The organism is Wolbachia endosymbiont of Armadillidium vulgare str. wVulC (genome assembly GCF_001027565.1).
GTDB lineage: Bacteria > Pseudomonadota > Alphaproteobacteria > Rickettsiales > Anaplasmataceae > Wolbachia.
In genome coordinates, this window is the sequence record NZ_ALWU01000010.1 from 49280 (window position 1) to 70487 (window position 21208).

Here is a 21208-nt window from a genome sequence, read left to right on the forward strand (position 1 = left end):
AGAATTTACGGTAATTACAGGAGTATACATAAGAGGTTTAAAAAGTGGTGCGAAAAGGGAATTTTGGCAAAATTACTTAAGTATGCACAACAAGATCCAGATTTGGAAATCTCCATAATTGATGGAACAATCATCAGATCTCATTCATGTTCAGCTGGATATAGAAAAGATTCTCAGGCTCAAGAGGTCTTAGGGCGGATAAAGGTGAACTAAAATCACGCACTTGTTGACGCATTGGGAAATCCACTCAAATTTATTCTGACCTTAGGCCAAAGGAACGCAGGCATCACAATTCTGATTAAAAATGTCTCTAGCTCCACTGTAGTGGCCGATAAAGGCTATATGCTTTTATTGCTAGTCTTGAAAGTAAAGGATGCACTGTTGTTATTCCACCAAAGCGGAATCGTAAAGTGCAGAAACATTATGATGAGCATATTTATAAAGAGCGGCATCTGATTGAGTGCTTCTTCGGGAAAATTAAAAATTTTAAACGCATTTTCTCTCGTTTTGATAAGACTACTGAGGTCTTTATGGGTTTTTTGAATTTTATCAGAGTACTCATATGGTTATTCTAAAATTTTGTTCACAGAGCCTAGTTTTATGTGTGTGATTCATAGAGGTTATTACAGCTGATTTGTCAAATCAAGTCTAAACTCGAAATAGGTAGTCTGTTAAGAGATTTTATATTTTTGAAGTGATCTTAACCTCTGATCGTGCTTGTAATTTTGCATGACAAATGGCTCTTTTGACGAGATATAATTTTTTTGCACTTCACTTAAACAAGGAATTGTACTTTCTAGTTCTTTGCCATGGAGTTTTTCCTTGAAGAGTACTATGAGAACGTTGTTTATTATAATATTCTTCCCAACCTCTAAGTTTAATTTGCAATTCAGGATCCTTGATGTTAACGCTACTATAAAATTCATCTAAATCTGTACGCTGTGCTCTTTCCACTTTGCCATTTAAATGTGGAGAAAACGGCTTAATAGGACGAAATTTAATTTTCCATTCTACTAAGCACATTCCTGCACCTCATAAGCAAAAAATTCCTGCCCTCTATCAGTTTGAATTCTTTGACAATGAAAGGGCATTCTTTCTCTTAGCTGTTCAAGGAAATCCAGAGTATTTTTTGAAGCATACGCGTCAAGTTAAGAGAATACGCCCAATATAGCAACCATTTAAGGTTTATTTGTTATATTTATTTTTTAAGAAATCTTGATCTAAAATAAGATAATTTTTTTTAAAGAATCGGAAGTGTTAAATAAACTGTGTCAAACCGAATTTTTAATTCAACTCAATTTTCAATCTACCAGGAAAGAAGATGTCAAGTTGAGATACAGTTAAAGACCAATTAGGCAGAGCCATTTTTGCTCTACTTTTTTTATAGCACAATATACCTGCTTATACAAGGCATTTGTGTTGGTAAATGCGCCCTTGGTCTTGGTAAATTTCCTAATTTGCCTGTGTAGCCCCTCAATGGGATTAGTAGTATAAATTAGCTGCCTAACTGGCCCAGAATATTTAACACTCCCGGCTGGTGTTGAGTTTTCGCTCGCAATTTTTCCATAACCGTCTACACTTCTCCAACCAAGCAAAAAACAACCCATCTTTTTGGCAATACGGCAAACCTGTGTAATTCGCTTCACCTCAACAGTTGCACCAATAGTATCTTTTATTTGAGTTGCAAAATTTTCTCCAGTGTAGCCGGCATCAACTAGTATATTTTGAGAGGTTTTCTTTAGCATTTTTAACCATTATCAAAGCACTGCTACGGTCAGTTACTTCTGCAGTTGTCACATGAATTGCATGTCTTGAGTATCAACTGCAACATGGGTTTTATACCAGAAATCTTTTTGCCAGCATCATAGCCCTTCTTTTCAGCAGTATCTGTGTTCTTTACACTCTGTGCATCAATTATACAAAAGCTGATTTTCTCTCTCCGACCATTGCTTTGTCTCAATTAATTTTTTTTAAGACTAGTTGCAGAAAACTTGATTCTTCTCCATTTTTTTTATTCCAGATTTGAAAATAGTAGTATATGTTTTCCCACTTTGGAAAATCCTTTGGTCCATTGACAACCGCTTTTTAGAATGTACAGCACTCCACAAAATATACCATAAGTTTTCTTGGCCTTGTTTTCTTTCTGCTGCTTTCCAGTATTGGTCTGATTTTTTCAAATTGTTCTCGACTTACATCACTTGTTTTGCATATATATATACCACACTCTTAAATCTATGCCTACTTTACCTCATCCTCTAGAGATTTTAAACAGGTTCTAAGAATCTGTAGCTTTCAAAAAGAAATTAACTACAGATTTTATATCTAAGTTATTTTACAGAATTTTTCCTTTCTTTATTTAATACCCAAACTTACAACATTGAGTGCTTTTCATGAAATACGAGGTCATTTTAAGTTATAGTTAAGCCTATATTCAGCGAATTACTTTCGCAAGTACAATTGATTTTAGTGTTATAATGCTCTAACAGTAAAGAAGTCATATAGATACTAATGTTTTTTGTGTCCAAAGGAATATCATTTTTTTTTGTTAACTTGCTTACTAATGATGTGCTTATTGATCTATGTTCATTTTCTACTTTTATAGTTAGTAGTGTTTTATCTTCTGTTTTAGCCAGCAAAATAGACACTAATTCAATTTGTGCCACTGCACTGACTATAGTTATCACCATATTGGAGATTATCTTATTTATTCTTTCAATTAAGTCTTCTGTAGGGCATTCACTTATCTTCCACTTAAGCTTTACTTTTTTTTTAATAAATAATTTTCTATATTGGATTTAGTCTTATCAAAGCTGCGATTATCTAATGAAGAAGAATACGCTTGCTTCATAACTTTATATTTATATATTAAACCATTAGAGCTTTCTTCAAGTAGTGATGTTATTTCTTTTAGCATATTAGGATTGTTTTCTTCAAACTCTTCCAATCCACCCACTATTCCTTGCATAGAACTAGCAAGATCATGAAGAATTCGTCCTGATAGGCATTCTGTTATTAACATTATGTTTTTATTCATTGGATAAAAGTATAAATGATTTAAGTTAACCCTATATTGGTAGGCACGTAGTAGTCAATTTAAGAGAAAGTTTCGTTGTGTTTTTTGTGTCCAAGCATTAATGTAGTATTAATAATTGTGAGATTTATAAAAGAACTATGAGTACTTATGCTAAATCGGGAATAGATCTAAAACTATATAATGAGCTGATAAAAAAAGTTAAACCTATTATTGAAAAGACTAAAGGAGAAGAAGTAATTAGCGAAGTAGGGTCATTTTCTGCATTGTTTGATTTTTCTACACTGAGTAAGAAGTACGACCATCCAGTGCTCGTTTCCTCAACTGATGGAGTGGGAACAAAATTGTTAATAGCTCAAGAAGTGAATAAGCATGATACTATAGGTATAGATTTAGTTGCAATGTGTGTAAATGACTTACTTGCACAAGGAGCAACGCCTTTATTTTTTCTTGATTACTTTGCAACAGGCGTTTTGAGCAAAGACGTTTTAGTATCTGTGATCCAAAGCATTGCAAAGGGGTGCAAAGCAAGCTAAAATAGCATTGGTTGGTGGAGAAACTGCGGAAATGCCTGGAATGTATGGTAATAATCACTATGACCTTGCACGATTTGTAGTTGGTGTAGTTGATAAAAGCAAAATTCTTCCAAAATGTGATGCTATGAAGGAAGGTGACTATATAGTCGGCTTAGAGTCAAATGGAATTCATTCAAATGGATTTTCTTTGGTGCGCCATATTTTCAAAAGCTTAGGTATAAATTATAATGATATATCTCCATGGAATAATAAATCTTGGGGTGAAATACTACTTGAACCAACAAAGATATATGTTGATTCTTTGTTGCCTATCGTGTCAAAAATAAAAGGCATTGCACACATCACAGGTGGCGGATTAATAGATAATATTCCGCGGATTCTTCCAAAAAACTTATTTGCAAACATAGACATTAACTCCTGGAAGTGGCCAGATATATTTTTATGGCTGGAAGAAAAAGGCAAAATAGAAAAGAGAGAAATGTTAAAAACATTTAATTGTGGTATTGGTATGGTGCTGATTGTAGATCCCGAAAATGTTAAGGATGTGGAAAGCCATTTCCAAAAGCGTGGAGAAAAAATTGAAATTATTGGAAAACTTGATGAAGCATGTAATCCTCTATCTGATAGAGTGGTATTTAGTTAACCTAACTTTACTGGCAGTCTTTTTGCAACTTCTAAGTATGCTTCTTTCAAGTCACCTAAATTCAAACGAAAGACGTCTTTATCTAGCTTTTTATAAGTATTTTTATCCCATAACCTGCAGTTATCAGGGCTGATTTCATCGGCTAAAATGATTTTAGTACTGTCATTTATTAATCTGCCAAATTCTAATTTGAGATCAACTAAATGTATATTTGCATTTGAAAATAGGTCGACTAAAATTTTGTTAATCTCTAAAGTTTTAGCTTTAACTTCATCCATTTCTTTGCTAGATAGCCAATTAAAGTACAGTATGTGATTTTCATTCACCATTGGGTCGGCTAGGTCATCATTTTTGTAAAAAAACTCGATTATAGGAGATGTAAGTGCCTCACCTTCTTTGATATTAAAACGTTTGCAAAAGCTGCCAGCTGCAATATTTCTAACCACTATCTCAAGAGGTATTATCTTAAGTTTTTTAACTAGCTGTTCTCTTTCGTTTAGAGTTTTTATAAAGTGCGTGCTAATTCCTGCTTCTTCAAGCTTTTTCATGATAAAAGCACTAACATGATTATTAATTATTCCTTTACCCTCAATGATTTCATATTTTTCCTTGTTGAACGCTGTAACATCATCTTTAAAGTGCTGTATGACAGTTAACGAGTCTTCAGTTGCTATAATGGATTTTGCTTTACCTTCGTAAATGATTTTATTCGATGACATGATTAATTTAGCTGTATACTATAAGATAATATCAAATTGCTGCTTAGTTTACTACAAATTTGCTAATGACATTTAGTGTTACAGTGTTAACCATATTTCCAGAAATGTTCCCCGGGTTTTTGAACTATTCTCTTGCCGGAAAAGCGTTAGAAAAAAAAATATGGAACCTTGAAGTAATAAGTATTCGTTCTTTTGCAAAAGATAAACATTCAACTGTGGATGATGTTCCATATGGAGGTGGAGCAGGAATGGTTATGCGTCCTGATGTGGTTGGCGATGCAGTTAATAACGTGCTTTCTGTTCATAAAAATACTAGATTTATTTATATGACTCCATCTGGCACAAAATTTAATCAGAATATTGCCAGAGAATTATTAGAGTTTCCTCATATAACAATATTGTGTGGTCGATTTGAAGGTATTGACCAAAGAATAATTGATGTATATACTCCTTATGAGTTAAGTATTGGAGATTATATACTTTCAGGAGGTGAGCCGGCTGCAATGGTAGTTCTTGATACATGCGTTAGGCTTCTTCCAGGTGTAGTAAGTAATTCTGATAGCGTTATTGAAGAAAGTTTTAGTTATAGTGGTGGTATGCTTGAATATCCTCAATATACTAGACCTGAGCAGTGGAATGGGCATAAAGTTCCTGAGGTTCTATTGTCTGGCAATCATAGGAAAATAAATGATTGGAGGCAGGAGCAATCTTATGTTATAACAAAGGAGCGTCGACCCGAGTTGTTGAATGGAGATGATAAATGACAAATTTGCTTGAGAAATTTAATGAGCAGCAAATGCAAATACTAACTAAAGAGCTGCCGGTCTTTCGTCCTGGTGATGATTTGAAGGTCACTTTTAAAGTAGTTGACGGTGCAAGTGAACGTATACAGATATTTGAAGGCGTGTGCATTTCACAAAGAAACCGCGGATTACACTCTTCTTTTTCAGTTAGAAAGGTAAGTCATGGAGAAAGTATAGTATCGCAATTTTTTGTTTACTCTCCTGCATTGATTTCAGTACAAGTGATAAGAAAGGGAAAGGTCCGTAGAGCAAAATTGTATTATCTGTGCAAGCTGTTTGGGAAAGCTGCAAGGGTCAAAGAACGTACTACTTATGTTAAAAAGAAATCTAAGTAGATACAATAGGGAGTGATGTCAATTGTGTCATCCCAGTGCATGGCACTAGGATCTGCCTTATCCTATATCATGGATGTGATTTTTAGCATAGAGTCTATTGTCTGATTTGTAGATATTTTTATAACTGGATTCCAGTGTTAGCTACTATGTATGACATCAATGGTTATTAAACTGGACGTTTGTATATCTATGGGCTTGACGATAGGATCCAGGAAAAATAAATGAGTATAAAGAAAAAATTTCTTAAATTGCTTCAGTCAAGGCGTGTGCACGCTCGTATAAAAAGGAAAAATAAAAAGAACAGAATGTTACGCTTTTGCTCTTTCACGGCACTAGTTATCTCACTTGGCTGCCCTATATGTATATTGTTAAGTATATTAGTTAACTCCTATAGCGCCTTAACAGTAACGAAAATTTTATTGCCAATTGAAATAAGTGCTGATCTTACTTTAACGAATAATCCTGGTGATTTCCGATATAAGTCCATTATCCTACTCAATAATTCTTTACATAAAGTATTTGAAGGAATTGATTTTAAAGACAGTGACGAAATTTTAAGTCGTAACTCTTACAAGGAGCTAGAGAAGTTTTTTCTTAAGAGAGTAAAAAATAGTGGTGAATATGAGATTTGGTTTACCGCATCGAGTGTGATCAATTCAGTATATAAAAATAAATGTTTGAATGATCGTTACGCTAAATTACTTGATTGCTTGAAAGAAAAGGGGAGAGTAAGAAAATTTTTTAATAAGTCTCTATTTCTTAAGTCTGATTCTCGTGAGCCCGAGAATGCAGGGATTTTAGGGGCATTTATCGGTTCATTAATGACAATTGTAGTGTGCTTAGTATTGGCACTACCAATAGGAATTATGTCGGGCGTCTGTCTTTATGAATTTATGCCTAAAAATAGGCTAATAACTAGTATTGTAGAAATTAGCATGAACAACCTTGCTGCAGTGCCTTCGATAATATTTGGTGTAGTAGGACTGACTCTCTACCTTGGCATATTTGGGCTACCCCGTTCTTCACCGCTTGTTGGTGGGATGACTCTTTCATTTATGATGCTGCCTAATATTATCATTGCGACAAAAAATGCCTTTACAAACGTTCCTATTGCAATAAAAGATGCAGCTTTTGCTCTTGGAGCACCTCACGTCAAGGTAATATTGGATCACTCTTTGCCGATTGCGTTACCAAGGATAATACATGGTGCTGTGCTTGCAATTGCAAGGATTTTAGGAGAGTCTTCCCCTTTACTTATGATAGGTATGGTAGCATTTATTGCTGATACACCTACATCCTTCTTCGATCCGGCAACTGTTCTACCTGTACAAATATATATATGGTCAAGTAGTCCTGAAATTGCATTTATTGAACTTGCTGCCATTGCAATTATAGCTTTGTTGTTAATGCTATTTGCTTTGAATTTAATAGCAAATTTTGTAAAAAGAAAGTTCGAGTTTTTTGATTCATGAAAGTTATTGTTTTATCTGGTTATGGCTTAAATTGTGAAAAAGAAACTGCATTTGCATTTATGGAATGTAGCAGAAAACTTGATATCAGCAATGTAGAAGTAAAAATTGTTCACATTAATGAGGTTATAAATAATCCAGATAAACTAAAATCAAGCAATATACTTGCAATTCCAGGAGGTTTTTCCTACGGTGATGACACTGGTGCTGGCAATGCATTTGCTTTGCGTATTAAGAACAACTTGTTAGACGAATTTCAAGATTTCTTATCTCAGGATAAGCTTATTATAGGAATATGTAATGGTTGCCAGATATTAGTAAAATTAGTTCCAGAATTCTCTAATCTAGCTTTAATTCCTAATGATATAGGTAATTATCAATGCTGTTGGGTTAGAGTGAAAGTTAATCCACAAAGTAATTCTGTTTGGCTACAGGGTCTGAATGAACTATATCTTCCTGTTGCTCATGGAGAAGGCAGGTTTTTTATGGATCAAGATATTTTAAATCAATTGGTTGAAAATAATTCCTTTGCACTACGTTACGTTGATGGAGATGGTGACTATGCAAATTTACAATTTCCTTACAATCCAAACGGATCTACATATGATCTGGCAGCTTTGTCAGACAAAAGTGGTAGAGTGCTAGCTTTAATGCCTCACCCAGAGAGGGGAATGTTTTTCACTCAACAAGATAACTGGCCGTTTGAAAAGGAAAAGTACAAACGCTTAGGTGTTGCTGTGCCAAAATATGGTGATGGGATGCTTGTATTTGAAAATGCACTAAGGTATTTTTGTTAAAATTGATTTGTAGGGATTTATAATCGATTCTGGTATTGCAAAAAGCCACTTGACGGACCTTGCTATTTCTCTTATCGTGGCAGTAAGGGTACTTATGACCCATTGTTTTTGACCTGTAGGCTCAATCACAAAATTCAGTAAAAAACTCAGGGTATTTATTGGCGGATTACATAAAATTATAGCGGCTGTATGTCTTTTTTATTTTTTCTACATTCAACCAAATCGCGCTTAAAATAAGCGTTAGCACATTATTACAACGCCAATTTCTATTATTATAGAGTCAAAACTCGCTACTCTGAGCTTCTTTTGCCTTTTTTCTACTTAGTTAGATTATTTGAGAAATTAATTAAAATATTCATAATATTGACTTTTTATCACAACAATGCTATTATTAAGCTAATATTACTTTAGTGAGGTGTGAGCAATGGTTGATGTAGCTTTCATTGGCGTAAATACAGTTATTGATAACGGATACAGAAGAAAAATAAACTCGTTATGTCAGGGTTATTTTTAGCTGTATCAGCAGCAATTGCTGTCTGGTTTATCCTTCCTGGATCGCAAAATGTACTTGCTTCATTTTTGCTTCCAGCTATATTCCTTCTCTTGACTCTGTCTATGGGATATTATACGTTTCTTTTTGGTTGTGAGAAAAAATCTGTAGTAGACAATGTCCTTGGGATCTGCTGAGTCAGTTAAGAGAGTGCGTTGCCAAGACGGGCAGGCTTTGTTACATAGGAAAAAAAGATTCAGCAGTGATTCTGTTATAGAGTAAATATCTATCAAGTAAATACAGCTTATGCCACAAAGAATGAAAGTCAGCAACTGAATTGAATATAACAAATTTCTAGAAGAAAGATACCGTCTTGCTAGTCAACAAAAAAATTACTCAAGCTGTATCATAAAATCAAAAAATACTTCTGATTGTGTAACAGTACACAGATTACAGTTAGTGAATATGTTGAATGGATTGGAAGCATTTTTTGATTTTAAACTACAGTCAACATCCTAGTTCTGTAATTCTTGATATGATTTGGATCAAAAGCACTTTTGGATGTCAGGATACCGAAAATGATATGGAGTAGCTTACGCTCCCACAATTGCCATATTATGCTTACCCTTTTTCTTTAGTCTTTGGCAAAAACTCACAATGATAGGATTGTGATTCTTGGCTACTATGGCAGGAAAGAAAAGGGCCTTACGTAATGTTTGTGAACCTGATTTACTTAATCTTGGTTTAGAATGTACAGATGAACCTGATGTTATATTTTTCGGTATAACTCCTGTATATGCTGCCAATTGCCTGGCATCTCTAAAAGCTTTTATGTCAGGGATTTCAGCTAAAATAGCTATTGCTGATTCCTCTCCTATTCCTGGAATAGTCAATAGAAGCTGAAAATTTTCCAACAATTCTTTGTGCTGCTTTAATAGTTTGCGTATGGAGTTTTTTATTATTTCTATTTTTTTAACTATATTCGTTGCAAGATCCTCCCAAGCATTTGCAACTTCTTTAGGCAGTCTCTCTTTTTTTTCTAGGTGGTTATTTACTAATTCTTTTAACGCAACTGAGCAACGATAAAGATGTTTTAATTTTTTCATTTCAGAAGAAGGTGGTGTCCAACGAGTTGGTTCCTGTCTTTGGCAATAATCAGCAATAATTTCTGCATCAGTCTGATCATTCTTTTGTCTTACGAGCTTACTCCTTGTATAAGATTTAATACAATAAGGATTTACAACACTAACAAAATGTCCAGCATTGTGCAGAAATTCAGCCAAAGCTTCGCTATAACAACCACATGCATGCCTTTACTTCTTCCACATTATGCTTTTGTAGAAAACTCAGCAGACCTTGAAACCCAAGATCATCGTTCTTAAAGCTCCTTTTCCTAGTTTCACGCTTTTCTTTTTTACTTATGAATGAAAGAAAAACATCAAAGCGATCTTTTGATACATCAATTCCAAGAAAGTTGTTGATCATATATAACCCCATACATTACCATTTAAAACGAAAAGTAAGGCTTCTAAGAAACTCCCTCAACCAGTTCATCTTTTTGAACTAAGATGTAGCCAAATTCCTGTGCTTTTTTGATCAAGTTTTTTTTAACTCTCTCTTTGTAACGTGTTTCATAATAGTTCATTCCTTTTTCAACATATTCTTGCCCATACTTTAGCATACTATAAAAAATGCATGCTAGTTTTCTTGCGGTAGCCGTGATTGCTTTTGGTGCACCTAGTCGTCTCTTTATTCTTCTACAGTACGCACCTATTCCGCTGTTGCTTCTTGATACACAGTGAGCAGCTATTCGAAATGCATTTGCAGCACGATTAATGACTTTACGCGTTCTTGTGCTAAACACTTTTTCTCCTGTAATTTTATTGGCAGGGCTAACCACGATGAAAAGTGTTTTTCTGTCCGCCATCTATTAGGGTTTATGCCAGTTTCTGAAATTATTGTTTGTATGGTTACTACATCAAGTCCTGGAACTTTTGTGAAATCCCTACCTGTAATTCTATGCAGTTCTTCGTGTATAGCAAAATTTGGCCTATGTTTTGTAGACTTACGCTTTATTTTATTACATAGCTTGTTCCCACCTGACTTTGTCTCAAATGTTTTATAATATCCTTCAATACTTCTATCACATTCTGCTATTTTTTCCTGATAAATATTGTATAGCTCAAACTCTTGTTTTAGTGTAAACAGGTGTTCCTCTCTATAGTTAATGCTTTTGCAATGGTAGATTTATCATTTTTTATTCGTCCATCTCTTAATTCAGCTAATTTTTCTGGATTTCTTTCACCCTCAAGTATTGCTTTAATAATTTGTATGCCAGTAACTCCTGTTATATCGCTTATCACCTTATGCAATTGAATGTTCATTTGAATTAACGCTTTTTGCATACGTTGAATGTGTGCTGCTGCACTTTTTATTAGGTTATCTCGTTGTCCTGCGTAATACACAAATTTGATTATCTGGTCTAAATGCAGTCCATAGCTATGCAGTTGTTGTAACCACTGGCAATCATCAGATTTTCTTCCAGGCACATTCTTAACATATTTTGCGTTTACTAATTTTACTTCAAATCCATATGATTCAAGTACTTGAAACAAGGGGATCCAATACACTCCTGTTGATTCCATGGCTATTGTAGTAACTTTGCACCTCTTTAACCACTTTGCTAAGTTATAAAGATCTTCTGTGAAGCAGCAGAATTTTTGTATATTCTGTTTATCTCTTCCTTCTGGTACACATACATAATGCACAGATATCTATTCCTGCCGCATCAGACCTCTAATTTACTTTTTGTTTTTGCCATTTCTAACCTCCATCATATAATAATTGAAAAGCACTTCAGCTTGGAACGGTTGAATTATACGCTCTTCTAATCGAGGTAGTCTCAAAGACTCCATCAGTGGTTTTCTTTCCAAAACCATGCTAACCTACGGGCACTAAGGCACCATTGCCTACTCGGCTATAACTGCAGAAGCGCTTCTCCGTAAAATTATATTCAAAAAAGTAGAAAATAGGAGTTTCTTTCTGGTTTGACAGGTTTTATATCTGTCCGATGCTAACCTTGTGGATACAGAATTAGAGCCATTTAGGTCTTTCTACGATACCGTCCAGCCTATACTTTTGAGGAGGGAACTCTTATCTTTCTTACAGATTTTATATCTAAGAGGAGAAACAGAGTTCTTCCCTCCTCCACCTAATGCTTAAGCTTAAAACATTAGATGCTTTTTACAAGATACAAGAGGAAATATTTTTCGTTTCATTAATGAAGCGATTGGAAACTGGTATGAGAATAATCCAAAAGTGGCAGGTACATCTATAGTGATAAAGTTGTGGTTTTGATACACATATCTTTTTAGAATTGCAAGCAGTTGGTTTTATAAAAGGTTATAAATGGGTAAAGATCTCAAGGTCATCAGCTATACACAAGCTTCTAGAAGATTTAAAAAGCTTAACATAAAAATCAATGACTGCAGAGTTGATAAAAATAATATTGAAATTGCAATAGATAGCACTAGAATTAGTATTATAGCTATAACCATAATAAGGAGAATGTAAGAAAATATATAGAAAGTCACATGTTATTTTAAACATAAACAGTAAAAAAGTGATATGCATGTACAGCTACCGGCATGCCTAATGTTGAATAAAATAGGCAATAAACAAAATATTTTACCTGTTCTTCAGCTTATGATATGGTAAGTATATATAAACAATGCAAGCTGCAAGAAAACACGCAAGAGTCTATGAGAAAGCTATCAGAGAGAAATAGCAACATTAGTGTAATAAAATCATGTGAAAGCTATGAAAAAGGTAAAGAAAGATGGAAGAGGAAGTAAAATATGGTCTATACTGAATGCTTTTTTTATAGGTTAAAAGAGACATTTGGGTTTAGTTTAAAAAATAAATCTGAGATAAATAGGGAGAAGGAACTACTTATTAAATGCTACTTAATGAACAAATTTTTGGTATGGCTGAGTTCGAAATAGTAACATGAAATTATTTGTTCAGGAAAAAACTTCACTAGATATGCAATAAAGCCTAACGGGCTTTTTGTGATTTACTATGTTAAAATTAAATAATATACTTAAACAATTTTTAGTTCAAAGGTAATGCCAAATCTAGATCAAATATTTTTTGCTCAAAACAATGTTAATATTAATAACGTGTATAAAATAGTCAATAATGCTTTGAGCAATAGTGATGGTGGTGAACTATTTTTAGAGCTTTGCCAGTCAGAGTCCCTGGTTTTTGATGATAACATATTGAAACACATGGATTTGAATATCAGAAAGGGGTTTGGTTTAAGGTCCTTTTGTGAGGATAGTACATCTTTTGTTTGCTCTTCTGAAATTAGTGAAAAGGAAATTAGTAATGCTGCCTCTATAGTGAAAAGCTCAGTATCTTTAAACAAAATAAATTCAATAAACTTAAATGAGGGGAAAAAAGGCATGTATTCAAAGATTAACCCCATAAATGAAATGGATCTAAGCTCAAAGATTAAACTACTCAATGAGGTTAATGAATATGTAAGGTCCAAGAATAACTGCGTGAAGCAAGTAAAAATAACTCTAAATGGAGAATGGCAAGTCGTACAAATAATAAAGGGTGATCACAGATTAAGCGATATCAGGCCTCTGGTACGTTTTAATGTGTTAGTCATCGTAGAGAAAGATGGTCGAACCGAGAGAGGCTCCGCAGGACACGGTGGAAGGGATTCTTATAGTAAGTTTATTTCTGAGAAAAAGTGGAAAGAAGTTGCAAACCAAGCGTTAGAACAAGCACTGGTAAATCTTGAAGCAACTCCAACTCCAGCCGGAGAAATGACGGTTGTTCTAGGTTCTGGTTGGCCAGGGGTATTATTACATGAAGCTATAGGTCATGGACTTGAAGGCGATTTTAATCGTAAGGGAGTCTCAGCATTTTCAAATTCTATGGGTAAACAAGTAGCAGCTAGTGACATTACAGTAGTTGATGACGGAACTCTGCCTAATTTGCGTGGCTCTATCAGCGTAGACGACGAAGGCACTCCACCCAGTTATAATATATTGATAGAGGATGGGATCCTCAAAGGATACATGCAGGATCATATGAACGCTAAACTCATGGGTGTAAATCCAACCGGTAATGGTAGAAGAGAAAGTTATAAAGAAGTTATTATGCCGCGCATGACAAACACCTATATGCTGCCTGGAAAACATACACCGGAGGAAATAATATCTAGCGTAAAGAAAGGTCTATATGCAGTAAATTTCGATGGTGGGCAAGTTGATATAACGTCAGGAAAATTTGTTTTTTCATCTTCGGAAGCTTACCTAATAGAAAATGGCAAAATTACACAGCCAGTAAAAGGAGCAACACTAATTGGTGACGGTCCAACAGTGTTGAAAAAAGTATCTATGGTTGGTAATGATCTAAAGTTAGATCCTGGTGTTGGCACATGCTCAAAAGATGGACAAAATGTGCCCGTTGGAGTTGGTCAACCAACACTCAAAGTCGACGCAATAACTGTTGGTGGAACTAAGATATAGATGGCTAAAACGAATTCCAGCACATGACGCACAATTGTATAAACATTGTAGCCGTTATTCAAGTAGCTCATAAAAACTACTTAACAAATTTCTTCAACTTCCTTATCATAACGTGTGTAATAATGTTACAAAAAATAATACCATGGAATTCAATAGGGTAATTTTCAGAAAATTCCTAAAAAAAGCAAGAAGCCTTTAATTGAGCAAAGCTTATGGATGCACTGTTTCAATTACTACAACTCGTATTAGGTAGGACAGGCTGTTGAAAAAGGAAGAAATAGAGAATTTTAGGATGCAAATTATTTGCCATCTATATGGAATATGGTCAAATCGTCAGTTATGTAGAGAGATCCACTTTAATGTAGAATATAGGTAGTTTTGCAGATTCAGTCTTGAAGATAAAGTACTAAATCATTCATCACTGAGTAGGATAAAAGATAGATTTGGGGTAAAGTTATTTTAAGAAATATTTGTTAGATTGGTTAGAAGATAACATAAAGCAGGTATTGTAAAAGGAGAAACTATCAATTGCATTAGAACCATTTAGGTCAATACCGTTCAGCCTATCATACGCGTCAAGTTAAGGAAAAAGATATGAGGAGATAGAATAATAAGTTCTCACAGATATGTTTTTAGTGAGAGAAGTAACGATGAATAAAATAACTTGCCTATCAAATAACCTCAACAAATTTCTCATAAGACCCACTGCGAAACGTTATGCAACTAATTTCAGCATGAGTTAGGCGATCAATTAAAACTCATGTCTGAGGTTTACCAGACCATCAATTATTCATGTTGTATTTCTTCTGAAAATTGCGATAGGTATGCGACATAAAATCTTAATTTCACGGATTTTATGCTCCACCTAAATGATGCCAGCTTCCGATTGTTGATCATCCGTCAGCCCGATACCTTTTATGTGGAATTACGACGTTACTCTGCAATTTTTGCCACCCCAGAATCTGCATACTTTATATTCTCTTTTGGCAACATTTTTTCCTGTTTTCGTATCTTAAAATCGTGCTCTGTGTGACACTGATAGAATTTGCCCATCTTCTCTTATAACAATTTCCGTTTTCATTGTGTTTATACCAATTCCCGCTATACAAAGAACAGATAGATAATAATGGGAAAGAAGTCATACTAAAGTAAGTGAAATAGCGAGGTTTAAATGGCATTAAGATCAAAACTATTAGACGAAAAAGTTGTAAATTTGGCGAAAGAAATGTTAAAAAAGGTCAGAAATAACGCATATGTTTCAAAAAAGTTACAAGCGGTGATAGCAGGAAAAGAAAGTAGTATAAGCGCTGTGGCAAGAATATGTAAAATTTCAAGGACTGCTTTGACTGAATGGATAAAGCATCTAAAATTTGGTAGAGTAGAAAAATTATTTGCCCCGTCTCAGCGGCGAAGAAAAAGCAAATTAAACAAAAATCAACGTGAGCAAATTGAAATATGGGTAGAAAGAAATCCAAATATTACTATTAAGGAAGTGCAAATAAAAATCTCAGAGGAATTTGGCCTAAACATCAGCAAATCAACAGTGCACCGTGAGATACAAAGGATTTACATAACACCGAGGCCAATGCACCATAAACAAGATAAAAATAAGCAAGAAGAGTTTAAAAGATACTTCAATAAAATAGTCAATTCCCACCCTAAAAAGGAGGTGTTTTTTTGATGAATCACGATTTGGAACTCATTCAAAAATCGGACACGGATAGTTTAAAAAAGGGTTCAGAACGCAGGTTAAAATGAAAATTGGTAGACAAAATTTCTATATCTACAGTGCGGTAAATCCAAGAAGTGGTAAGAAAATTAGCCTACTTGCTCCATATGTAAACACTGATTGTATGAATATATTTCTGGAGCAGATGTCGAAAGATTTAGGCACGAAAGAAGCCTTTCTTGTAATGGATTGTGCAAGTTGGCATAGATCAAAAAGTTTGAAAATTCAGGAAAACATTACCATTATATACTTGCCTCCTTATTCACCGGAACTAAATCCTGTTGAAAGGTTGTGGCAATATATCAAATACAATACTTTACGCAATAGTATCTACGATACCATAGGTTTACTTGAAGATGTTTTGTGTAATTTTATTGTCAATATTTCCAGCACTACTATTAAACGAGTTTGTAATGTTTCTTATTTGTTCGCTTAGTAATGGATTTTGGTATTACTCTTTTCTTTCCAGAATAAGACAATTTTCCTATCTTTTGGCCGTTGTATTGGTTACATCTGCTAATATCTTCAAAATTCTTTCTGGCCTGTCCTTTTTTATTGAGATTTTTTTAGCCAAAAGTGGTTCCATTTTCTTGAGTAATCGGCAAATGTTTGAGTTATGCAAGTTACTCAAGAATCGGTGTGTTATATAAGTTCAATAATACAGAATTATACAGAAGATTTTGCCTTCCAATACAGGCAATTTTGACGTTCTTCCATGGCATTTCTTCTGTTTTTCAACCTTTTCCCACTCTGGTTTCGACAACCTTTTGGAATTCTTCTATTGTCAGACCTGTTACATCTCGAAAATTCCTCGGATGTTCTTTTAGATTATTAAGCTCATTTTACCTCACTTTTTCTTGCTCTTTATATAACCATTTCTCCTCTTTTGCTGCAGGTCTTATGTTTAAATTTTTAGGAGAAAAGCATCCTGAGATAATTGATGATATTTCTGAATATTTTATGTTAGGAGATAATGTAAAATGGCATGATATATTTAACAAAATATGGGATATTGACAACAAAAATCCAGAAGAGTTTAAAGAATGGATAGATAGTCAAGATGTACAGTACACAAAGTGTGATTCCTCCATGGATATAGTACACAGTCTCACATCATTAGTAGATATACTTTAACAGTACTGCTTAAAGAACTAATAATTGCTATTATTGGTTCTTTGAGTGTAAAATCAACTGATACTCAACACATCTTCTATTAAAAACTGCACAAATTCATTGCCATTCCAATAATTCATAGAGATTTTACCCAAAATGGCTTTAACATTACCCTGCATAATAGCAGAGCCAAGCTTAGTATTTGCAGAGCGAAACGCAATAGCTTTTACCATAATATTGTCGTCAGCAATAAAACATTTTACATGGTCAACTCCTACAACTTCAGGCCTCCTTATCTTTGCTCCTTGAATGATGAATCTCGGTTCGGGGTTGCCAACACCAAATGGCTCTAAGCGCTGCAGTTGATTCCACAGGGATAAGTTTATTGCTTTAGCTGTTACTATACCATCAACTTTGATGGTTTTGTCGTTTGTGGAGTTTGCAAATCTTTCAGTAAAGAAATCATGTAGATCACTTATTTTATCTTCCTTAATCGAAAATCCTGCTGCCATATTGTGACCACCACCTTCAATGATTAGGTTGGTAAATTTCGCAGAAAGAACCGCAGCACCAATATCTACTCCAGAAATTGATCTGCAGCTTGCTTTTCCTATTCCATTGTTTAAAGATATCACTATCGTTGGTAGGTGAAACTGCTCCTTTAGCCTTGATGCAATTATACCAATTATTCCTTGATGCCAATTGCCGCTTACCATTATAAAATTTACACCTAATTGGGCAAATTTTTCCGCTTGTGTTGTAGCTTCTAAGAGAGCCTCATTTTCTAACATTTTCCTTGCATTATTTAAGTCTATTAATTTTAGCGTGATTAAATGCACCTCTTCTTCATCATCGGTGGAAAGCAACCTTGCACCAAGGGATGCTTCTCCAATTCTTCCTCCGGCATTTATGCATGGCCCAATACTAAACCCTAACCGTGAAACACTTGGTTTTTCAAGGATTCCCAAAGCGTCAAACAAAACACGTAAGCCAACGTTTTTTCTTGCTGACATAACTTTTAATCCTTGTAAAACAAAAGCCCTATTTAGGCCTGTAATCTGCATAACATCACAGACAGTTCCAAGTGCAACAAGATCCAGTAGATCAAATAAATCTGGTTCTTTTTTGTTGGTAAAAAATCCTTCTTCACGTAAATTTCTATTAAGAGCAACAATTAGCAGAAATGACACTCCAACTGCTGCTAGGTTGTTATAAGGGGAGCTCTCATCAAGGCGGTTGGGATTAACAACTGCTACAGCACTTGGTAATTTTTCTATACCAAGGTGATGATCGACAACTATAATATCAAGTCCAAAGACCTTTGCATCTTCTATTGGTTGATATGCAAGCGTACCGCAATCAACAGAAATACATAAATCAATTCCTTTCTTTTTAAGTTGTAATAAAGCATCTGTGTTTAATCCATAGCCCTCATCAACACGATCTGGAATATAGATTATAGAGCGTGTCTCAATCGCTCTTAGGTACCTATTAATCAATGCTGATGATGTTGCACCATCAACATCATAGTCACCAAATATTGCAATATTTTCATTATTGTTTATTGCTTTTATTATGCGAGAAACAGCTTTATCCATATCAAGGAGGTGAAAGGGATCTGGTAATAGCGATCTGATTAGTGGATGTAAGAAGTCATGTGCATTTTTTATGTTAACACCACGACTAACTAATATTCTTGCTAATATTTCTGGTAACTCAAATCTCTGTATAAGAGTTAAAATTTCCCTTTGATCTGCTTCTTGTAACTCCCACAGTGCATTTGTTATGCTGCGTTTTTCAATGTCGAGTAGCATATTCTTTGTAAATAAATACTGTATCAGAACTTTTAAGCTTATTCTATAATTGTGTTAGACTTCTGTATAACCTAGAAAAAAGATACAGGAGGATGTCATGAAAGTAGCTGACACTGAAAATTGGCTTTTTAATGCAAAGACAAAGCAATTAGAAACACTATTATTATATTTTTAACTTATCCCTATTATAGTATTTTTTTAATCGGAGATGTTGATCATGACTAGGTAGTGTAACGTAGGAGTTCTTTCTTAAGTGGTTTAAAATTAGATTATGTTTTATGTATAATGCAATCCGTTATGCTTTTCCATTGTAAGATATTTTTTATATTAAAAAATTTAGCTTATCTTTCACACTAGTTTGTCTAAGCGTAATTGACACATGCCCTTTTTAGTGTGTAGTAATTCTTTAATTCTATAGTATTTTGTTTGCAAGAATCTGGAATGATAAAAGAAAGAGGCTACTTTTCCACTGTGGTGAAATCCATAAAGAACAAACCTTCTTTCTCGTCTTGCATGCTGATGGTAGTGTAAGTGTTGAGAGGTAAAGGGTCATTTGTATGTCCATGTCCTACTCCTTTCATTGTAAATACAGGAAAGTTAACACTTTTTGCAAACCTTTCTTTTACAACTTCAACAAGATTATCATTATAACAATTAACAAAGTCACCGAATATTACTGCATGTACTCCATCAAAAATATGAGCTTGTTTTAGGTGATCTAAACTGCGCTCAATTGAATATGGATAAACTCTTATGTCTTCTAAAAATAGAATTTTGTCTTTTGCATTTATTTGCCAAGCAGTTCCTATACTGTTTTCGACTAAAGTCATATTACCACCGATGATTTTAGACTCTAATCTGCCATTTTTTAGTCTAATTCCATTATTTATCATCTTTAGGTTATCAAATCTTATAGAGTCGCATTGCTTAAGAATTAACTCTTTCAATTTTTCAACAGAACTTTCAGAAACGGAGTTATTTACTATCATTTCTAACATGGTGCCGTGAAGAGTTTGCCAGTCATATTTAACTTGCAGATAAATATGTAAAGCAGTGATATCACTATAGCCTATAAGAATTTTCTTATTTTTATTTTGAGCAATTCTTTCTTTTTTATCATTGGGTAATCTTTCTAGATAAGGAATCAGCCGAGAAGCTCCTTCTCCTCCTCTAATACACCAGATTATTTTACTATCATCGGTTAGAGCACTAATCAGATCATTTGCTCTAAATTCGTCAGAGTTGGAATAAAATGGATTGTCGTTACTGTATATTTTCTCCGAAATATGGGGATTAAAATCCAAAGTTTTTACGTATTCTTTTATAGTAGGCAAATCTGATTCTTTTCCCTTCGAAGAAGGAGCGATAATATCAACTTGATTTGCAGGATTAGTGAGTAAAAGGCATAGAAAATAAAGAATAGAAGAATACATTAAAATATCTTATGAAACTCTTGTTTTAATATATCATCTAATTCGCAAAGAGAAACTTTTACTCCTAGTTTTTCCATTGATGTAACGCCGTAATCTTTCAGTCCACAAGGAATAATACCCTTATAGTGGGAAAGATTCGGAGAGACATTAAGCGCTACGCCGTGATAAGTTACCCATTTTCTCAAGCGAATGCCAAAAGCTGCTATTTTTTCTTCTACTCCGTTGTTGTTCACCCAAATGCCTATTCTATCTTCCTTAAATTCCCCAAGTATATTAAAGTGTTTTAAAACATTTATGATCCAATTACTTAGGTCTCTGATATATAGTTTTATGTCACATTTGTTTCTTTTTTTGAGGTTTAGCATTAAGTATATAATGTGCTGCCCTGGCCCGTGATATGTATATTTACCACCTCTGCCTGTTTTATGGACAGGAAACAATTTTTCAACAATATCATTATCTGTTGCACCGATTCCTGCTGTGTAAAGTGAAGGGTGCTGAAGTAGCCATACTAGCTCATCAGATAAATTATTGTGAATTTGTTGAATTTTTGCTTCCATTAATTTTATAGCATGGTTATAATCAACAAGTTGGTTAGATATTAGCCATTCTGCCATATTCAATTTCTTTTATTAAGTTCTATACTACTCAATAAGTAACTTGATTTTCAAGCAAGTTTAGGCTTTTGGTGAGCTTTTAAAGCGTTCCATATAAAGCTATATAGGGCTTTGTAACAAAAAAGGGAAGCTA

The 21208-nt window shown here is 34.2% G+C and carries 17 protein-coding genes and 8 pseudogenes; 11 read left to right on the plus strand and 14 right to left on the minus strand.

What is annotated here, in order from left to right; genetic code table 11:
* Nucleotides 1-63: 63 nt before the first annotated feature.
* A complete protein-coding gene (locus wVul_RS09395; protein WP_161794189.1) occupies nt 64-213 on the plus strand; it encodes a hypothetical protein in 150 nt (49 codons plus the stop codon).
* Between the two features lie 558 nt (nt 214-771).
* Here wVul_RS09395 and wVul_RS09925 read toward each other — a convergent pair.
* From wVul_RS09925 to wVul_RS05830, 5 genes and pseudogenes are all read right to left on the minus strand, one after another.
* Nucleotides 772-1023 carry an integrase core domain-containing protein gene (locus wVul_RS09925; RefSeq protein ID WP_238580427.1) on the minus strand — a complete coding sequence of 84 codons (252 nt, stop codon included), beginning with the start codon at nt 1021-1023 and terminating at the stop codon, nt 772-774.
* Nucleotides 1024-1284: 261 nt separating this feature from the next.
* A pseudogene (locus tag wVul_RS08955) lies at nt 1285-1535 on the minus strand (transposase); the annotation flags it as partial.
* Nucleotides 1522-2217: pseudogene (locus tag wVul_RS08960) on the minus strand (IS5 family transposase). The pseudogenes wVul_RS08960 and wVul_RS08955, both read right to left, overlap by 14 nt.
* 191 nt (nt 2218-2408) lie before the next feature.
* Nucleotides 2409-2744, minus strand: coding sequence for a histidine phosphotransferase family protein (locus wVul_RS05825; protein ID WP_238580455.1), 336 nt, complete (start codon nt 2742-2744; stop codon nt 2409-2411).
* Between the two features lie 14 nt (nt 2745-2758).
* Nucleotides 2759-3034 (minus strand): hypothetical protein, encoded by a 276-nt coding sequence (locus wVul_RS05830; protein WP_047759543.1) that lies wholly within the window; start codon nt 3032-3034, stop codon nt 2759-2761.
* A gap of 137 nt (nt 3035-3171) precedes the next feature.
* On the opposite strand from wVul_RS05830, the pseudogene purM reads away from it, so the two are divergent.
* Nucleotides 3172-4210 (plus strand): annotated as a pseudogene (gene purM / locus wVul_RS05835) (phosphoribosylformylglycinamidine cyclo-ligase).
* On the opposite strand, the gene purC reads toward purM, so the two are convergent.
* Entirely contained in the window at nt 4207-4929 is a 723-nt protein-coding gene (gene purC, locus wVul_RS05840) for a phosphoribosylaminoimidazolesuccinocarboxamide synthase (RefSeq protein ID WP_047759544.1), read from the minus strand. The pseudogene purM and the gene purC overlap by 4 nt on opposite strands.
* Nucleotides 4930-4994: 65 nt before the next feature.
* On the opposite strand from purC, the gene trmD reads away from it, so the two are divergent.
* From trmD to wVul_RS05860, 4 genes are all read left to right on the plus strand, one after another.
* On the plus strand, nt 4995-5693 hold the full coding sequence (gene trmD / locus wVul_RS05845; RefSeq protein ID WP_047759545.1) for a tRNA (guanosine(37)-N1)-methyltransferase TrmD: 699 nt from the start codon (nt 4995-4997) through the stop codon (nt 5691-5693).
* On the plus strand, nt 5690-6067 hold the full coding sequence (gene rplS, locus wVul_RS05850) for a 50S ribosomal protein L19 (RefSeq protein ID WP_047759546.1): 378 nt from the start codon (nt 5690-5692) through the stop codon (nt 6065-6067). The genes trmD and rplS overlap by 4 nt, the downstream gene beginning before the upstream one ends.
* 221 nt (nt 6068-6288) lie before the next feature.
* Nucleotides 6289-7539: a phosphate ABC transporter permease PstA gene (gene pstA, locus wVul_RS05855; RefSeq protein WP_047759547.1), complete on the plus strand. Its 1251-nt coding sequence runs from the start codon at nt 6289-6291 to the stop codon at nt 7537-7539.
* A complete protein-coding gene (locus tag wVul_RS05860; protein WP_047759548.1) occupies nt 7536-8333 on the plus strand; it encodes a phosphoribosylformylglycinamidine synthase subunit PurQ in 798 nt (265 codons plus the stop codon). The genes pstA and wVul_RS05860 overlap by 4 nt, the downstream gene beginning before the upstream one ends.
* Nucleotides 8334-9319: 986 nt before the next feature.
* On the opposite strand, the pseudogene wVul_RS05870 reads toward wVul_RS05860, so the two are convergent.
* The 3 genes and pseudogenes from wVul_RS05870 to wVul_RS09570 form a co-directional block, all read right to left on the minus strand.
* Nucleotides 9320-10308, minus strand: a pseudogene (locus wVul_RS05870) (IS110 family RNA-guided transposase).
* A 43-nt stretch (nt 10309-10351) separates the two neighbouring features.
* Complete coding sequence (locus wVul_RS09565) at nt 10352-10750, minus strand: hypothetical protein (protein WP_202966466.1); 399 nt, start codon at nt 10748-10750, stop codon at nt 10352-10354.
* Nucleotides 10751-11018: 268 nt separating this feature from the next.
* Entirely contained in the window at nt 11019-11591 is a 573-nt protein-coding gene (locus wVul_RS09570) for an IS110 family transposase (protein WP_202966465.1), read from the minus strand.
* Nucleotides 11592-12054: 463 nt separating this feature from the next.
* Between wVul_RS09570 and wVul_RS10560 the strand changes: the two are divergent.
* The 3 genes and pseudogenes from wVul_RS10560 to tldD all read left to right on the plus strand — a co-directional run.
* Nucleotides 12055-12451: pseudogene (locus wVul_RS10560) on the plus strand (transposase); the annotation flags it as partial.
* 82 nt (nt 12452-12533) lie between these two features.
* On the plus strand, nt 12534-12677 hold the full coding sequence (locus wVul_RS08970) for a hypothetical protein (RefSeq protein ID WP_153295631.1): 144 nt from the start codon (nt 12534-12536) through the stop codon (nt 12675-12677).
* Between the two features lie 273 nt (nt 12678-12950).
* The gene (gene tldD, locus wVul_RS05885) at nt 12951-14369 is read left to right on the plus strand and encodes a metalloprotease TldD (RefSeq protein ID WP_047759549.1); all 1419 of its coding nucleotides are present in this window, start codon (nt 12951-12953) and stop codon (nt 14367-14369) included.
* Between the two features lie 751 nt (nt 14370-15120).
* Here tldD and wVul_RS09930 read toward each other — a convergent pair.
* Nucleotides 15121-15456 (minus strand): annotated as a pseudogene (locus wVul_RS09930) (IS5/IS1182 family transposase); the annotation flags it as partial.
* 84 nt (nt 15457-15540) lie between these two features.
* Between wVul_RS09930 and wVul_RS08975 the strand changes: the two are divergent.
* Nucleotides 15541-16534: pseudogene (locus wVul_RS08975) on the plus strand (IS630 family transposase).
* 19 nt (nt 16535-16553) lie between these two features.
* On the opposite strand, the pseudogene wVul_RS09935 reads toward wVul_RS08975, so the two are convergent.
* A pseudogene (locus tag wVul_RS09935) lies at nt 16554-16886 on the minus strand (IS5/IS1182 family transposase); the annotation flags it as partial.
* Nucleotides 16887-16998: 112 nt separating this feature from the next.
* Between wVul_RS09935 and wVul_RS05900 the strand changes: the two are divergent.
* A complete protein-coding gene (locus wVul_RS05900; protein WP_047759551.1) occupies nt 16999-17232 on the plus strand; it encodes a hypothetical protein in 234 nt (77 codons plus the stop codon).
* A gap of 53 nt (nt 17233-17285) precedes the next feature.
* Here wVul_RS05900 and recJ read toward each other — a convergent pair whose 3' ends face one another.
* The 3 genes from recJ to lipB form a co-directional block, all read right to left on the minus strand.
* Nucleotides 17286-19025: a single-stranded-DNA-specific exonuclease RecJ gene (recJ, locus tag wVul_RS05905; protein WP_047759552.1), complete on the minus strand. Its 1740-nt coding sequence runs from the start codon at nt 19023-19025 to the stop codon at nt 17286-17288.
* A gap of 458 nt (nt 19026-19483) precedes the next feature.
* On the minus strand, nt 19484-20458 hold the full coding sequence (locus wVul_RS05910) for an LD-carboxypeptidase (protein ID WP_047759553.1): 975 nt from the start codon (nt 20456-20458) through the stop codon (nt 19484-19486).
* Nucleotides 20458-21075, minus strand: coding sequence for a lipoyl(octanoyl) transferase LipB (gene lipB, locus wVul_RS05915; RefSeq protein ID WP_047759554.1), 618 nt, complete (start codon nt 21073-21075; stop codon nt 20458-20460). Before lipB ends, wVul_RS05910 begins: the two co-directional genes overlap by 1 nt.
* Between the last annotated feature and the right edge of the window lie 133 nt (nt 21076-21208).

What these genes read in the sequence shown, in the direction of transcription:
- wVul_RS09925 (WP_238580427.1), bottom strand. Translation starts at nt 1,023, where the DNA reads ATGTGCTTAGTAGAATGGAAAATTAAATTTCGTCCTATTAAGCCGTTT.
- wVul_RS05830 (WP_047759543.1), bottom strand. Translation starts at nt 3,034, where the DNA reads ATGAATAAAAACATAATGTTAATAACAGAATGCCTATCAGGACGAATT.
- purC (WP_047759544.1), bottom strand. Translation starts at nt 4,929, where the DNA reads ATGTCATCGAATAAAATCATTTACGAAGGTAAAGCAAAATCCATTATA.
- trmD (WP_047759545.1), top strand. Translation starts at nt 4,995, where the DNA reads ATGACATTTAGTGTTACAGTGTTAACCATATTTCCAGAAATGTTCCCC.
- rplS (WP_047759546.1), top strand. Translation starts at nt 5,690, where the DNA reads ATGACAAATTTGCTTGAGAAATTTAATGAGCAGCAAATGCAAATACTA.
- pstA (WP_047759547.1), top strand. Translation starts at nt 6,289, where the DNA reads ATGAGTATAAAGAAAAAATTTCTTAAATTGCTTCAGTCAAGGCGTGTG.
- wVul_RS05860 (WP_047759548.1), top strand. Translation starts at nt 7,536, where the DNA reads ATGAAAGTTATTGTTTTATCTGGTTATGGCTTAAATTGTGAAAAAGAA.
- wVul_RS09565 (WP_202966466.1), bottom strand. Translation starts at nt 10,750, where the DNA reads ATGGCGGACAGAAAAACACTTTTCATCGTGGTTAGCCCTGCCAATAAA.
- wVul_RS08970 (WP_153295631.1), top strand. Translation starts at nt 12,534, where the DNA reads ATGGTAAGTATATATAAACAATGCAAGCTGCAAGAAAACACGCAAGAG.
- tldD (WP_047759549.1), top strand. Translation starts at nt 12,951, where the DNA reads ATGCCAAATCTAGATCAAATATTTTTTGCTCAAAACAATGTTAATATT.
- wVul_RS05900 (WP_047759551.1), top strand. Translation starts at nt 16,999, where the DNA reads ATGTTTAAATTTTTAGGAGAAAAGCATCCTGAGATAATTGATGATATT.
- recJ (WP_047759552.1), bottom strand. Translation starts at nt 19,025, where the DNA reads ATGCTACTCGACATTGAAAAACGCAGCATAACAAATGCACTGTGGGAG.
- wVul_RS05910 (WP_047759553.1), bottom strand. Translation starts at nt 20,458, where the DNA reads ATGTATTCTTCTATTCTTTATTTTCTATGCCTTTTACTCACTAATCCT.
- lipB (WP_047759554.1), bottom strand. Translation starts at nt 21,075, where the DNA reads ATGGCAGAATGGCTAATATCTAACCAACTTGTTGATTATAACCATGCT.